This is a genomic window from Nannocystis sp. RBIL2, from assembly GCF_026626745.1.
In the GTDB taxonomy this organism is placed as follows: domain Bacteria; phylum Myxococcota_A; class Polyangia; order Nannocystales; family Nannocystaceae; genus Nannocystis.
Genome location: NZ_JAPNJW010000002.1, coordinates 4,470,630 through 4,483,743, shown reverse-complemented (window position 1 = coordinate 4,483,743; position 13,114 = coordinate 4,470,630). Strand labels below are relative to the sequence as shown.

Genomic DNA, 13,114 nt, shown 5'->3' with positions numbered 1-13,114 from the left:
ATTCCTGCTCCTGCTCCTTCTGAACCCCGCCTTCGGAGTCATCTTGAGCAACATCGCATCGCTCCACTCTCCCGCCCCTGGCGCGCCGTCGACAGCGTGGATCGGGCACACGCTGGAGGGCCGCTATCAACTCCGTGAGCTGATCGGGGAGGGGGGCATGGGAGCTGTGTTCGCGGCGGAGCAGCTCAGCCTCCACACGATGGTCGCGGTCAAGATGATCCACGCCGAGTACACCGGCAACGCCGAGATCTCCGAGCGTTTCCGGCGTGAAGCGATGGCGACGGCGAAGATCGATCACCCGAACGTGGTCCGCGCGATCGACTTCGGCCCGCTACCGGGAGGCGGGGCGTACCTGGTCACGCAGTTGGTCCGTGGGCGCACGCTGACGAACACGATCGCCAGCGGGAAATTGCCCTGGCGGAAAGCTTGCGACATCGGCGCCCAGATCGCCGACGCACTCGTGGCGGCCCATGGGGCCGGCATCATCCATCGTGACCTGAAACCCGACAATATCCTCCTCGAGACCCGCGAGGACGCCACGGTGGTCAAGGTACTGGACTTCGGACTTGCTCGCGTCGCCGATTCAGCTGCGGACATGACCCCCTTGACGCGTCTCGGCACCGTGATGGGCACCCCCGGCTACATGGCGCCGGAACAAGCCGCAGGCGAGCCGACCGATCACCGCACGGATATGTACGCACTCGGGGTTATCCTCTGGGAGAGCCTCGCTGGGCGCGAGCTCTGGGACGGCGGCGAGCTGTCCGACATCACGATCCGACAGCTCACGCAGACGCCGTCGGCGCTCGCGCCCGAGATTCCGGATCTGCCGCCTGAACTCGACCGCCTCCTGAGCCAACTGCTGGCGCGTGAAGCTGCGCAGAGGCCGCAAGCTGCCCGCGGAGTCCGTGATGAACTGCGGGCCCTTGCCAACCGTCCGGCCTCCGCACTGGTGGCTCCGACGCCGTCGCCTCAGCCCCCGGCACCGCAGCCCCAATCACTGGCGCCGCCGAACCGCGGATTGATCGTTTTCATCGCGGTGTTCGCCGCCATCGCGCTGCTGATCATCGCCCTCTGGGCGCTGGAGCAGTGACGTGGCCGGCGGCCTCCGGCGGACGCTGGCCACTGCGACGGGAGGACGACTTCGCCGACGTGCTCCGGGCACACCGATGGGCCTGTCCAAACAGCCAGCCGAATCCTATGCGGTCGAGCGACGTCCGCTATCCACAGCTCCCGTGGCCGAGCCTCGGCGGCTCGGCGCCTGAAGCGAGCCGCCGGTCCGGCTCGGCCGGGCGCCTCAGAGGTTGGTGACCGAACCGCACTCCCCCCGGGCGCGCATGCCGATCTGGCGCGCCTGCTCGCGCAGGAAGTCGTAGACGGTGTCGACCGATCCCGCGGCGCCGGACAGATCATAGCCGCGGCGGCGGCTCAGCAGGGTGGACGCGCCGATCTGTCGCAGCTCGGCGATCGTGGTCTCGCCGTCGCGGTCGAGGTCGGCGTCGGCGATCCACTGCGCGCGCAAGGTCGGGCGCTCGGAGCCGATGGCGGTCTGCAGCCAGGCGACGGCCGGGAACGATAGGGTCACGTTCTCGGTGAAGACCGTGTAGTCGGTCCATACGCAATCGTCGTAGGCGACGCCCTGCGGCAGGCCCCAGCGGAATCGGACGACCGGGGCCGGCGCGCAATCGGACGGGACGTCGGGCTTGCACGACATGCCGTCGGCCTTCTCGATCGTGCCCTCGACGTAGAGCGAGTAGCCGCCCGCGGCCATGAGCTCGACGTCCTGGTCGAGGGTGTAGCGCGACAGCGGCCGGGACTTGCCGGCGGTCGCCGGCGGCAGGGTGAAGGCGATCGCGGACGGCTTCTCGCGCCCGTCGACGTGATCGAGGAGGGCGCCGCCGATCGGCAGGCTCAGCAGGTCGACGACGAAGTCGGTGGCGATCTCGACCTCGCCGGCGCTGGCGCTGGTGAAGGTGACGGTGCCGACGGAGACGAGGAGCTTCTGGTATTCGACGGTCCAGCCGTCGCGGATCTGGCCGAGCCCGCTGCCGCTCTGGACGCCGAACACGCCGTCGCCGGGCGCGGCGAGGATGTCGCCGACGCTGCTGTGGCCGTCGCTGACGCTGCCGTGGGTGGTGTACATCATCTGCCCGCCGGAATCGGTGCCGCCGTCTTCAAGGCAGGCGAACAGCAGCGCCCCGCCGCAAAGGCCCAACGACAAGAACGTCCTGCGCATCGCTCGCTACGAGCACAGCATGCGCGTGCTGCCCCGTCAACCGAGTTCGCGCGGCCGTCGACGCGCGGCGCTCCAGTCTGGAGCGCGCCGCGGGCACTGTGCGCTGCACCCGGGGACGTCGCGCGGGGCACTGCGCGCTGCTCCTGCCGGCGAGCGCGGGGCAGGGCGCTGCGCGTCTGCTCCTGCGTTTCGGGCCACGCACCCGCCGCTCGCGTCGGGGCTCAGCGGCGACGTCGCGGCTGGCCCCAGCCCTCGCCGATCTCGGCGGCCGCTGCCAGCTCGAAGCCGCCGAGCCGGAACACCGGCGCGCCTGAAGGAGCGATCAACTGCACGACGGCGCCGTCGCGCACGCGCCCCGAGTCGCAGCCCGTCCGCGCGCGCCCCGAAGCCGGCGAGCAGGCCGCTGCGATGGCGCATCTCGACGCCGACGAAGCCAACCATTTAAGCGCGAGTGGCTCGCTCGCGCCGAACGTTTAAGCGCCGATTAAGTCGCCATGAGCGTCAGCGTCGGACAAGTTCGTCGCCCGATGCCTACGCGCCGGACCGAACTGTTCCTCGTCTGTTCACTCTTCACGTCGCTCCTTTCGTGCATCGACGAGCCCGACGCGACCGCGCTGCGAGCCGAGGCGCTGGGGAACCTCGCGCCGCTGCCGACCGTCGACCCGGACCTGCCCGCCCCGCGCGTCGAGCTCGGCAGGGCGCTCTACTTCGAGAAAGCGCTGTCGCGCTCCGGCACCCTGTCGTGCAACGGCTGCCATGACCTCGCGCGCCACGGGGTCGACGGCGAGGCGACCTCCCCGGGCTTCGCGAGCGAACGCGGCGGGCGCAACAGCCCGACGACCTTCAACGCGTTCCTGCACGTCGCGCAGTTCTGGGACGGTCGCGCAGCGACGGTCGAGGAGCAGGCGACCGGACCGATCCTGAACCCGGTCGAGATGGGCATGCCCGACGCGGCGACGGTCGAGGCGACACTCGCGGCCTCACCCAAATACCCCGGGCTGTTCGCCGCGGCATTCCCCGACGACGCCGCCCCGCTCACGCTGGCGAACGTCGGCCGGGCGATCGGTGCCTTCGAGCGCACCCTGCTGACGCCAGCCCCGATCGACGATTTCCTGCGCGGGGACGACGAGGCGCTCGACGCCGCCGAGCTGCGCGGGCTGGGGCTGTTCCTCGAGCTCGGGTGCGACGGTTGCCACGACGGCGCGGCGCTCGGCGGCGGCCAGTTCCGACCGCTGCTCGGCCGCATGACGCCGGATGCCGGGCGCTTCGCAGTGACCGGCGACGAGCGCGACCGCGGCGTGTTCAAGGTCCCGGGGCTGCGCAACGTCGCCGAGACGGGGCCCTACCTGCACGACGGGTCGATCGCCACGCTCGCCGAAGCGGTCGATCTGATGGTCGAGCACCACGCGGAGCGGCGGCCGCTGGAAGCCGACGCGCGCGCCGACCTGCTCGCGTTCCTCGCCGCGCTCTCCGGGCCCGTCGACGAGTTCGCGGCGGCGCAGTGATATGCTCGGTCAGGTCGGGATCAAAGCGTCGAGGCCAGCATCTTGATCGTCCGCGGCTTCTTCGTCCGCAATTCGGTGCACGCCGAGCCTCGTCGCCGCCACGATTCGCATGACCTTCACGACATGTCCCGAAGACCAGGCATGGCTCGCGGATGAGCGCGCGTTCGGGTATCACTCGGCCGGTGACGGTGAAGCCGGCGGCCCAGTGTCGTCCCATTCGACGTAGCGCACGCCCGCGAGTCGCTCGGGGCCGTGGAACTCCAGGGCGCAGACGGCGGAGGTGAGCTTCTCCCCATCCGGCTTCCAGGCCGCCCAGGGATGGGCGCGGGAGAAGAACTCGAGCTCGCAGCGGGCCACGTCGCTCTGGGCCACGAACACGTCCCAGGCAGCGGGATCGCGGTACGCGTAGCCCACCAGAGTCCGCGGATCGCACCACGCACGACCCTTCACGGACACGGTCGCCGAGGTCGCCGCGAGGTGCAGCTCACCGGTGCGAGGCGTGTGGATCTGCGTGAACAGCAGGCCGGGAACCTCGTGGAAGGCGTGGCGCGCCTTCGCGGTGCGCAGGTAGATGGGCGTGAGGCACGGGCCTCGCTCGCGCCGCGGGCGCACGCGGAGGGCCTCCAGGCGGGCCTCCGAGTCCTCGCGGAAGCTCGGGCAGTACAGCCAGGTCAGCTCCTCGACGCGCCGGTGGCCCCACAGGTGCTTCTGCAGCCCAGGGGCGCCGCGCACGTCGAAGCGCTCGCCGTCGACGGTGACTGTCCCGGTGAAGATGATGCCGTCGTGCGAGTGGTTGACGTGTGTGGTCAGCGGCAGCAGGTCGATGCCTCGCGGCGCCCGCCGGACGGCCCGGGCGGACTCGGGGGTGTAGCGTAGATCCCAGGCGATGGCGTGCTCGCCCGAGACGACCTCGCCGTGGCACTTGCCCGGCGCGAGGCCGGCGTCGCCGATGCGGATGCCGAAACGCCCCGGCGTCCCGGCGTCGAAGGCGGAGAGCGGATGGATGGCCTTCACCGCCACGGCGGGCCGGTCCGGCGCCGCGGTATCGAAGGCTGCGGCCCACACCGTGGCCCGCGGCTCACCCGGAGCGCCCGGGGCCGGATTGAAGAGAGTGTAGCGCAACCACCACGCGCGCTCACCCCCTGGATCGAAGACACACAGGAACCAGATCTCGAAGAACCCCGCCTGATGCTTCCAGCGCGGCCGGTTGGCTTGCTCGCTCGTCGTCATGCCCTCTCGCCCTCATGCGCGCACGGTCGTGTGCTGAAAGACCGCCACGAGCGTCGATGAAGCTGGGTGTGCTGACAAGGGAACTTTTTTTCAGGGCCCTGGCGCGGAGCCAGGCGTGGAGTGGTTCTCGGCCGGCCGACGGCACGGCTGCCATTCGCGTCACCGGTGAACACTTCGTCGTGTCACACCACGCCGAGCTGTTCCGCGAGCATGGGAGCGAAGCGCAGCAGCGAGGCGAGGGCGACGGTGGCGTCCGCCGTGATCGTCAGAGTCGAGATCGGCCGCACCGCCACCGTGGTCCCCACGACCACGGGCTGCGGCGTCGGCGGGCCGGCGAAGATCGTCAGTCCGGGGCGCAGGCGCGGGCCCGGCAGCACGAGCGGCGCCGCGGGCGGCGCGATGCGGACCACCTGCAGCGTGGCGTACGCTCCTTCACCGTCTTGCAGCCGCGTCCCGGTCCGGAGCGCGCCGAGGACCTGCTCCGGCGAGGCGTCCGGGCCGACGTCGATCTGCACCCAGCGCGTGCCGTCGGCCTGGACGTCGCCGCAGGCGATCCGCAGGCCCGGCTCCGCCAGGAAGGGGGCGAGCGCCCGTTCGAGCAGCGCCGGCGTCGCAGTCAGGGCGCGCAGGGAGGCGACGCACAGCAGCGCCATCTCGGCCGTCGACACCTCCGCGCGATCCTCGGCGAGGGCGCGGGCGCGGGCGAGCAGGTGCTCCACGTCGCAGGGCTGCTGCACCCCCGAGAAGGCGGGAAAGGGGATATCGGGCGCAGGCACGGGCGGCGGAAGCGGCCACAGCTCGTACAGCGGCGCGCCCGGCTGCAGCTCGTCGTCGTCCGCCGCGAACAGTCGCCCGATCACGCCGGCGCGCGGGGCGGTCAGCTCGGCGACGATCTTGGACAGCTCGACCTCGAGGATCGGGTCCTCGGCCGCGACGACGTCGCCGGTGCGCCGGACAAACCGGACCCGGCCCGCAAAGTCGTCCTCGAGCGCCGGCAGGCGCACGAGCAGCGGGGGGTCGTCAGGGTCTTGCGTCATGTCCTGGCTCCGAGGTTGCGAGCGCCGTCGTCACCGCTGGCAGGATGTCCTCCGCCGCGCCGGGGACGTGATGCACGAGCACCGCCGCGGCCAGGCGCGACGGCCGGCGCTTGAGCTCGACGATCCGCGCCCCGGCTCGCGCGGCCACCAGCGGCAGCTCGCGCGCCGGCGAGACATCCATGGCGCAGCCGATCACGAGCAGGAGATCGGCTGCGGCTGCGTGGGCTCGCGCGGACGCCATCGCCGCGGCCGGGACCTGCTCCCCGAACAGCACCACCTCGGGGCGGAGCACGCCGCCGCAGGTGCAGCGCGGGGGCAGCGGTCGGCCGGAGGCCGCGAGCGCCTGCGCTGACGCCTCGCCGGAGCGCCCGCAGTCGAGGCAGCGTGTCCGCGACAGACTGCCGTGCAGCTCGATCACCGGCGTCGATCGCCCGGCGGCGGCGGCGGCGGCCTGGTGCAGCTCGTCGACGTTCTGCGTGACGATCGCAGCGAGGTTGGGCAGGCGCGCGAGCGCCTGATGGCCAGCGTTTGCGGGGTGCGGCCGATCGCCCCAGAACGCGCGGATCACCGACCACAGCGTCGCAGGATCGTCGCGGAAGCGGGCCATGCTGACGGCGTCGTCGCGTGTGAAGCGCTGCCACAATTGCTTGCGGGTCTCCAGCCCGCTCGCCGCCGACATGCCAGCGCCGGTCAGCGCGACGATCCGCGACGACGTGCGGAGCGCCGCGACGAGGTCCGCGAGCGACCAGGTCACGCGCCCACGCTCCCGCGGAGGGCCCGCCGGCAGCTCCGCCGGAGCTCGCGGACAAGGCAGGGGCGTCGCGCAGCGCGACCACGCGAGCGCAGGGCCGGCCTCGTCGAGCTCCCGCGCCTGCTGGAACGCCTGCAGCCATTGCAGGTCGGCGAGCGGCGGCGAGGCGTCGGGGGACGTCGCCGCCGCGAAGTGGGCGCGCGCAGTCGCGGGCTGCCCTCGTTGTACGAGGTTGACGGCCAGGGCCGCGTGCGCCGCGGCGTCGCGTGGAGCGAGCGCCAGAGCCCGACGATAGCGCGACGCGGCTCGCTCGAGATCTCCACGCAGGTGGTCGATCGATCCGAGCAGCACCCATCCGCGCGGATCGGCGGGAGCCGCGGCGACTGCGGCCTCTGCAATTTCCGTGGCCGCCGCGAGCTCGCCGCGCGCGCGCGCGGCCGCGGCTCGTTCGCCGGATGACGCCTCCACGCCCGCGATTATCGCTGCGTGGCAGTGGGCGTACAAGTTGCTCGGCATCGGGCTCGCTCGCACCTGGTCAGGGCGGCGGCGGCAGGTCGTCTGCGGCCTCCTGGCGCAGCTTGGACCATATGCGCAGGAGCTCCGCGCTGCGCGGGTCGAGGCTGCCGCGGGCGCGTACCGCCGCCTCGACCACGACGATCCGCGCCACCAGGGCCGGCTGCACGTCGGCGGTCGGGAGGTCGCGCAGCGTGTTGGTCGCCGCCTCGATGAAGTCGATCGGCGCGACCTCCTGCATGAATGTGAGCACCGGCTCGACCGACTCCGCCTTCGGCACCGCGCTGATCATCTCGAGGAACGTGATCACCTTCCATTGCGGCCACAGGTCGCCGAACTTGAGGATCACCTCCCAGCACAGCGGCAAGATCGCCGGCCCGTAGTCGTTGCGGGCCTTCATCCCGTACCGGGTCCAGATCCGCGAGATGCCGGTGACCTTCCTGCCCTCGGCGGCGACGTTGACCTGATCGAGCTCCGCGAGCACCTGACGATACAGCGCCGCGTGCTCGCTCCAGCCGCGGACGATCGCCGCCAGCGTCCGCCACAGCCAGTCGGGGTCGCCGGCGTACGCCGGCAGGTAGGTCATCACCGCCGTCGGGTCGGCGAGCACCCGGTCACGCTGGTGCGTGTAGTCCTCGCCGTGAAGCCTCCGCAGCGCCGCGAACTCTGGCCATTTCTGCGTCATACCTGCTGCTCCCACCACCAGCGATCGACCGGCGGCTCCCGCTTGCTGTTCGTCCCGCAGTGGATCTCGCCGTAATTGACGTGATACGTGAAGAAATCGTCGACGAACTCGAGGTCGACGCCGGTGTCGGCCGGCGGCCCGAGCGCGGTGCGGATGTTGCTCTCGAACTGGCACACCCCGCCGACCTCCGGCCCGAACGGCTTGGGGATCACCAGCCGCACCGTCTTGTCGGGTTTCGTCAATACCAGCATGTTGACCACCCCTGGCGTGTACGCGACGTGAAGATTATTTTCGGTCGTCATGAACAGCACCGGCAACGGGATGAAGTCGGTCTCCGCGAGGTCGAGCTCGTCCATGAGCTTGGCCTTGATGCCATCGATGGAGCCCTGCACCGTCGTCTGCACGTTCATGAAAGACGAGTCGTCGAGCACCTCGTCGACCGTGCGCAGGTGGTAGCTGTCGTATTGGTCCTGCGGCGTCATGACATCCGGCGGATGATCGGGCAGCGGCGGCGGCGGCGTGAGCCGCAGCAGCGGCGCGGTGCCCTGCCGCGCCGCTTTGAGTCGGCGCAGGATCGTCACCGCTTCCGTCGGGCTGGCGAGCGCGACCTTGAACTTCTTGGGCGCGTTCTTCACCGGCACGAACGACATCACCTCGTCGACGTGACCGACCTCCAGCCACCCGGTGTTGAGCGCGAACGGCTCCTGGACCCGCTGCGCGCGCAGGAAATCGACGACATCGCGCTGCATGTTGCGCCGGGCGGTGCCGCCGGGGTGCTCGCCGTAGATCAGGCGGCCGAACTTGTACTCCTTGCCGCGACCGCTGTGGGTGAACGGCGGCGAGCACTCGAGGTTGCCGAACGAGTCGAGGGTGCCGCCGCTCTTGCTCGGCGGCATCGCCTGGACCCACCCGAAGCCGGGCTCGAGCATCCGTTCGCGCGGGTAGCGGTCGATGGGCCCCCAGCCCATCTTCTCGCGGTCGTTGGCGGTGCGCAGCACGACCGGCAGGTGGCGCGCCGCCGGGGGGCCGGTCCGCGGCAGGCTCGAGAACCCGATCTCCATCGCGTCCTGCAACCAGCGATCCCTGCCGTACGCCGCCTCTGCGACCTCCGGCGGGGGCAGCCCGGCCGCGGCGACCTGGGCCGCGAGGTCGCGGCGAAACTCCGCGTTGTCGATCGCCTCGCCGACGTACACCCGCGTCGTCGGGTCGAGGTGGTTGAACGCGATCCACGGCGCGACCCGCAGCCGGACCTGCTCCTCGTGCGTCCCCGCCGCGCCCCGCTCGATCCGCAGCTTGATCACGACCTCGCCGTTGAAGCTGCCCTGAGCGTACATCACCGCCTCGACCCCGAGCTCTTTCTCGGTGAAGTTCAGGTCCGGGAGCGTCCAGCTCAGCACCGCCGGGGTGACGTTCTGGGCCGCCTCGCCGGCCCCCGCCCCGTCGCCCTCGGTCGCCTCGCCGGCCTCCGCGGTGCTGCCCTCGCTCGGCACGACGACCCCCGCGCCGAGCACCTGCGCCGCCTCGCTGCTGCGGCTGGCGAACACCCGCACGCGCGGCGCGTCCTCGGCCGAGACCTCGAGGAACCCGCGCCACGAGCCCGGCGCAGGCGGGTGCCCGGCCACGCGCCGGATCACCAGCGGGGCGATGTCATCGGGGTCGGGCGCCGCGTTGATCTCCGCGTCCTCGTTGTCGCAGCGGCGCCTCCGATTCTCGTCGTCGTTGTTGCACAGGATGATCGCGCCCTTGCTGCCGGGGCCCCACGCCCAGCGGTCGTTGTGGCTGCGATCGTCGTCGACGACGCCGTCGCGGTCGGCGTCGACGTGCAGGTGATACTCGACCATGCACGCCTCGACCGTGCTGTTCGGGCGGGTCGCCGCCGCCGGCCCGCGCTCGCTCTGCCCCCGCTGGACTCCGCTGCCTAATCCCATCACCCCTCCTCGGCCCAGAAGCGATCGAGGCACCCGGTCGCCCCGCGCAGCAGCGCTTCGATCCGCGTCCTCTCGTTCGCGCTCCCGACCTCGGCGAGCGCCCGCCCGGCCCACGTGAACTGCGGATCGCGATGAAAATCGGCGCCGAAGATCACCGCGAGACCGACGAACAGCGCCTGTCCGCGCTCGGTGACCAGCGCGAAGGTCCGCGCCGTCGCCAGCGCCTGCTCGACCGTCCGGACCAGCGCCGGCTCCCCGATGTCCTCGCACTTGGCCGGGAACACTCGGCGGAGCAGCGCGACCAGCAGGGCCCGCAGGTCGAGCCCCGCCTCGTCGCTCGGCGCGCGCTCGAACTGCGCGAACTGCTGCAGCTGGGCGGCCGCCCGACCGGGCTGCGAGCGCCCTGCGGCGTCGAGGTCGTCGCTGGCCGTGCGGTCGAGGTGGCGCCAGGCCGCGTCGCGGAGCCGGTCGACTCGCCTGTACTCGTCGTCGCCCGCGCGCAGCGGCTCCACCGCCCACACGTGCTGGGGATCGGTGGCGAAGCCGCTGCCGAACATGAGCATCAGCTCGATGTAAATCCGCTTGCTGCGCTCGGATACCAGCCCGTACAGCTCGGCTCGCTCGTGGCCGACGACGATCAGCGCGCCGAGTTCGGGATCGCCGACGATCCGCAGGTGACGCGGGCTGAACCGCTCGAGGTGCGTCAACATGCGCGCGTCGAAGTCCGCGAGCGCCGCGCGCTCGAACGCTCCCCGCTGCGTGGCGCTGATCTTCAACATCGCTCGCCGTCGACCCTCCGCCCTCGCCCGCGCGCGCATGCATCTACGCGCAATCGCCGTCGCAGGCGGGACACTAACACGCGTGCCTGCCGATCGACAATCGTCGACGCGGCGCGCGTCCACGCCCGCCCCTCGGAAATGCTCGCGGCCGAACGACCCATGCCGGACTCACTCGATGACGCCCATCCGGAGGTCGGGGCCGGATCGTTCGAACAGGACCCCGTCGACTGCTTTCAGGAGCTCCGATCTCTGCTCGGGCGCCATCACTGCGGCGAAGGTGCGTAGCACCCGTGGGTCGTAGAAGCGAAAGAACATCGGCTTTGCCTCACCCTCGACTTCGACCTTGAGGAATTGGCGAAGGTGGCGGCGGACCTTGTCGAAGCCGGCGCCGCTCTGCACATAAATACCCCAGGCGTCGCCCCAGCCCTCGGTGACGAGGCGCTCGAGCAGCCACGAGCCCGGCTGCAGGTGTACGAGGTAGGGAGCGATGTCGTCGAAAGCGCGGCCCTGTTCGCCGTCGTAGAGGGAGGCGTAGGGGTCGATGCTCTCCTCGACGAGCTGGAGGGCGCGGTCGGAGCGGGCGGCGTCGATGATGGCGTAGAGATGACCGGTATGGCAGCGGCGCTCGAGCTCGGTGAGGGCCGCGAGGGCGGCGGCGGAGGGGGCGACGGGCTCGGGGGGCGGGGTTCGGTCCTCCACGAGGAAGCGATAGGTCGTGCGGACGGCGGTCATCCAGCCGCGGTTGGCCATCTCGCCATACCAGGTGGACTCACCATTGACAGCGAGGCGGTGCGAGCCTTCAGCCTGGACGTGGGCGCTGACGCCGTCCCAGACGATCTGAAAGTGCGGGGAGCCGTCGGGGGAGCCGTGGACGACAAAGTCGGCGTGGGCGTTGCCGACGGTGCGCGGGACGCCGAGGTCGAGTACCAGCTTGCGGTAGGTCTCGCGCCCGGACCACACCTGCAAGACCCCGCGGCGGCGCACGGGCGGGCCGGCGGGCAATTGCGGGTAGCGGCGAAATGTGTAGTCGAGCTCCTCGAGCTGGTCGGCGTACTCGGGGTCGATGTCTTCGAGGTTGCGAGCAGCGAGCGGGCCGAGGGTGGTGCGCAAGCGATCGTCCTCGTGAGGCACGCGGCCTCTCTTGGTCTGCTCGGCGATGAATTGGAGCTGGGCCTCGATCTGCCGCAGCAGCGGCCAACGGGAGGGGTCGAGCGTCCGGGTGCGGCGGCGGGCCTCGGTGAGCACCTCGGCGAAGGCGTCGCGCGACAGGATCCGCATCACGTCGGCCATGGCGTCGCCTCAGACGTTGCGGCTGGAGACGTGGAAGGCCCGCGGGACGTACACCTGCGTGCCGCCGCCCTCGCAAGAGATCTGCTCGCCGGGATCCGTGGCGGTCCTCGGGAAGGTCCAGGTGTCGATCACGGCAGCGGCGGTGCTCTTGAGGCCGAACGCGGGGGCTTCGCCGTACTCGACGGTGCGTCTGTCTCTTGAGACACGTGTGCCGTCGGGCCCGGGGACGATCGCGGAGGTGCCGAGCTGTTCGGGCGTCAGGTCCGGGTCGAGCGCGAAGTACTCACCATTGGCCCCGCCCGGGTAGCCGCGCTGGTGGAGCGTCTGGGCGGCGACCGCGATCACCTCGACGGGCTGCGAGAGGTCGATCGCGCGGATGTGCGAGGTCAGCCTGCTCGGCTTGAACCTCTGGCCAGCGTGGGCGGCGTAGAACTGATATGCGACGGCAACCCTGGCGGCGACGCGTTCGTCGTCGAGGCCGTCGTTCCGGTTGGGCTGGGCGGCGAGCCCTTCCTTGTTGAGCAAGGAGCTCGCGAGCAAGTCGCGACCGAGCTCGGCGCCGGACGGGGGATGGTCGTCGTCGAGGGTCGCGGTGTCGGGATCGGGTGAGAGGACCTCGGCGGAGTCGTCGCGATCGTCCATCTCACGGCGCCTGCGCTCGCATTCCTCGCAAAACGGGGTGCCGCGCCGGGCGGCCCCGCGAAAGGTGAAAGCCTGGGTGGAGTCGCCGATCACGACCGTCGGACAGCCGGCGACGATCAGGTCGCCGGAAATGTGCGAACCGGGGTCGGACCGGCGGGCAGCGGGGCGGCTGTTGATCAGCACGGTCGCCGAGCCCCGTTTGATCCTGTCGGTCGGACCGATCGGAAAGCAAACGACGCTGTCTCCCTCGCGGGCGGCAGGCAGAAACCCGATGATCACGTTGGCGCTGCCGCTGAAGATCGGACCACCGACGTGCGGAACGGGGCCGGGCTCGACCTTCGGGCACACGTGGAAGTCGCTGATGCGAGCGGCGTCAGGCATGGATCCCGCGATCGTATCATGATCCGGAGGCGACCGAGACGCGCGTTGCGACCGATCGCGCACAGCCTGGATCGCGCCGCGCGGAGGCGAACACGGGGCGAAGGCCAGCGGACATCGAGATCCGCAATTGACGGACGCAG

Annotated in this window: 11 protein-coding genes; 2 read left to right on the top strand and 9 right to left on the bottom strand. The window is 71.0% G+C overall.

Annotated features, from left to right (window positions below):
• Positions 1-43: 43 nt before the first annotated feature.
• On the top strand, positions 44-1,090 hold the full coding sequence (locus OV090_RS42695) for a serine/threonine-protein kinase (RefSeq protein WP_267710647.1): 1,047 nt from the start codon (positions 44-46) through the stop codon (positions 1,088-1,090).
• Positions 1,091-1,294: 204 nt separating this feature from the next.
• Here OV090_RS42695 and OV090_RS42690 read toward each other — a convergent pair whose 3' ends face one another.
• Complete coding sequence (locus tag OV090_RS42690; RefSeq protein ID WP_267710646.1) at positions 1,295-2,233, bottom strand: hypothetical protein; 939 nt, start codon at positions 2,231-2,233, stop codon at positions 1,295-1,297.
• 527 nt (positions 2,234-2,760) lie between these two features.
• On the opposite strand from OV090_RS42690, the gene OV090_RS42685 reads away from it, so the two are divergent.
• Positions 2,761-3,738, top strand: a complete 978-nt coding sequence (locus OV090_RS42685) for a cytochrome c peroxidase (protein WP_267710645.1) — start codon at positions 2,761-2,763, stop codon at positions 3,736-3,738.
• A 171-nt stretch (positions 3,739-3,909) separates the two neighbouring features.
• Here the strand turns inward: OV090_RS42685 and OV090_RS42680 are convergent, their stop codons facing one another.
• The 8 genes from OV090_RS42680 to OV090_RS42645 form a co-directional block, all read right to left on the bottom strand.
• The gene (locus OV090_RS42680; RefSeq protein WP_267710644.1) at positions 3,910-4,968 is read right to left on the bottom strand and encodes a hypothetical protein; all 1,059 of its coding nucleotides are present in this window, start codon (positions 4,966-4,968) and stop codon (positions 3,910-3,912) included.
• Positions 4,969-5,150: 182 nt separating this feature from the next.
• Positions 5,151-6,005: a lipoyl domain-containing protein gene (locus OV090_RS42675; protein WP_267710643.1), complete on the bottom strand. Its 855-nt coding sequence runs from the start codon at positions 6,003-6,005 to the stop codon at positions 5,151-5,153.
• Entirely contained in the window at positions 5,989-7,224 is a 1,236-nt protein-coding gene (locus OV090_RS51260) for a Sir2 family NAD-dependent protein deacetylase (protein ID WP_267710642.1), read from the bottom strand. Before OV090_RS51260 ends, OV090_RS42675 begins: the two co-directional genes overlap by 17 nt.
• A gap of 67 nt (positions 7,225-7,291) precedes the next feature.
• A complete protein-coding gene (locus tag OV090_RS42665) occupies positions 7,292-7,954 on the bottom strand; it encodes a hypothetical protein (protein ID WP_267710641.1) in 663 nt (220 codons plus the stop codon).
• Complete coding sequence (locus OV090_RS42660; protein ID WP_267710640.1) at positions 7,951-9,882, bottom strand: protein-arginine deiminase family protein; 1,932 nt, start codon at positions 9,880-9,882, stop codon at positions 7,951-7,953. Before OV090_RS42660 ends, OV090_RS42665 begins: the two co-directional genes overlap by 4 nt.
• Positions 9,882-10,661, bottom strand: coding sequence for a hypothetical protein (locus tag OV090_RS42655; protein ID WP_267710639.1), 780 nt, complete (start codon positions 10,659-10,661; stop codon positions 9,882-9,884). The genes OV090_RS42660 and OV090_RS42655 overlap by 1 nt, the downstream gene beginning before the upstream one ends.
• A 168-nt stretch (positions 10,662-10,829) precedes the next feature.
• Complete coding sequence (locus OV090_RS42650; RefSeq protein ID WP_267710638.1) at positions 10,830-11,951, bottom strand: immunity protein Tsi6 family protein; 1,122 nt, start codon at positions 11,949-11,951, stop codon at positions 10,830-10,832.
• Between the two features lie 9 nt (positions 11,952-11,960).
• A complete protein-coding gene (locus OV090_RS42645) occupies positions 11,961-12,974 on the bottom strand; it encodes a PAAR domain-containing protein (protein WP_267710637.1) in 1,014 nt (337 codons plus the stop codon).
• Between the last annotated feature and the right edge of the window lie 140 nt (positions 12,975-13,114).

Coding starts and splice junctions, on each gene's coding strand:
- OV090_RS42690 (WP_267710646.1), bottom strand. CDS start 2,233: ATGCGCAGGACGTTCTTGTCGTTGGGCCTTTGCGGCGGGGCGCTGCTG.
- OV090_RS42685 (WP_267710645.1), top strand. CDS start 2,761: ATGCCTACGCGCCGGACCGAACTGTTCCTCGTCTGTTCACTCTTCACG.
- OV090_RS42680 (WP_267710644.1), bottom strand. CDS start 4,968: ATGACGACGAGCGAGCAAGCCAACCGGCCGCGCTGGAAGCATCAGGCG.
- OV090_RS42675 (WP_267710643.1), bottom strand. CDS start 6,005: ATGACGCAAGACCCTGACGACCCCCCGCTGCTCGTGCGCCTGCCGGCG.
- OV090_RS42665 (WP_267710641.1), bottom strand. CDS start 7,954: ATGACGCAGAAATGGCCAGAGTTCGCGGCGCTGCGGAGGCTTCACGGC.
- OV090_RS42660 (WP_267710640.1), bottom strand. CDS start 9,882: ATGGGATTAGGCAGCGGAGTCCAGCGGGGGCAGAGCGAGCGCGGGCCG.
- OV090_RS42655 (WP_267710639.1), bottom strand. CDS start 10,661: ATGTTGAAGATCAGCGCCACGCAGCGGGGAGCGTTCGAGCGCGCGGCG.
- OV090_RS42650 (WP_267710638.1), bottom strand. CDS start 11,951: ATGGCCGACGTGATGCGGATCCTGTCGCGCGACGCCTTCGCCGAGGTG.
- OV090_RS42645 (WP_267710637.1), bottom strand. CDS start 12,974: ATGCCTGACGCCGCTCGCATCAGCGACTTCCACGTGTGCCCGAAGGTC.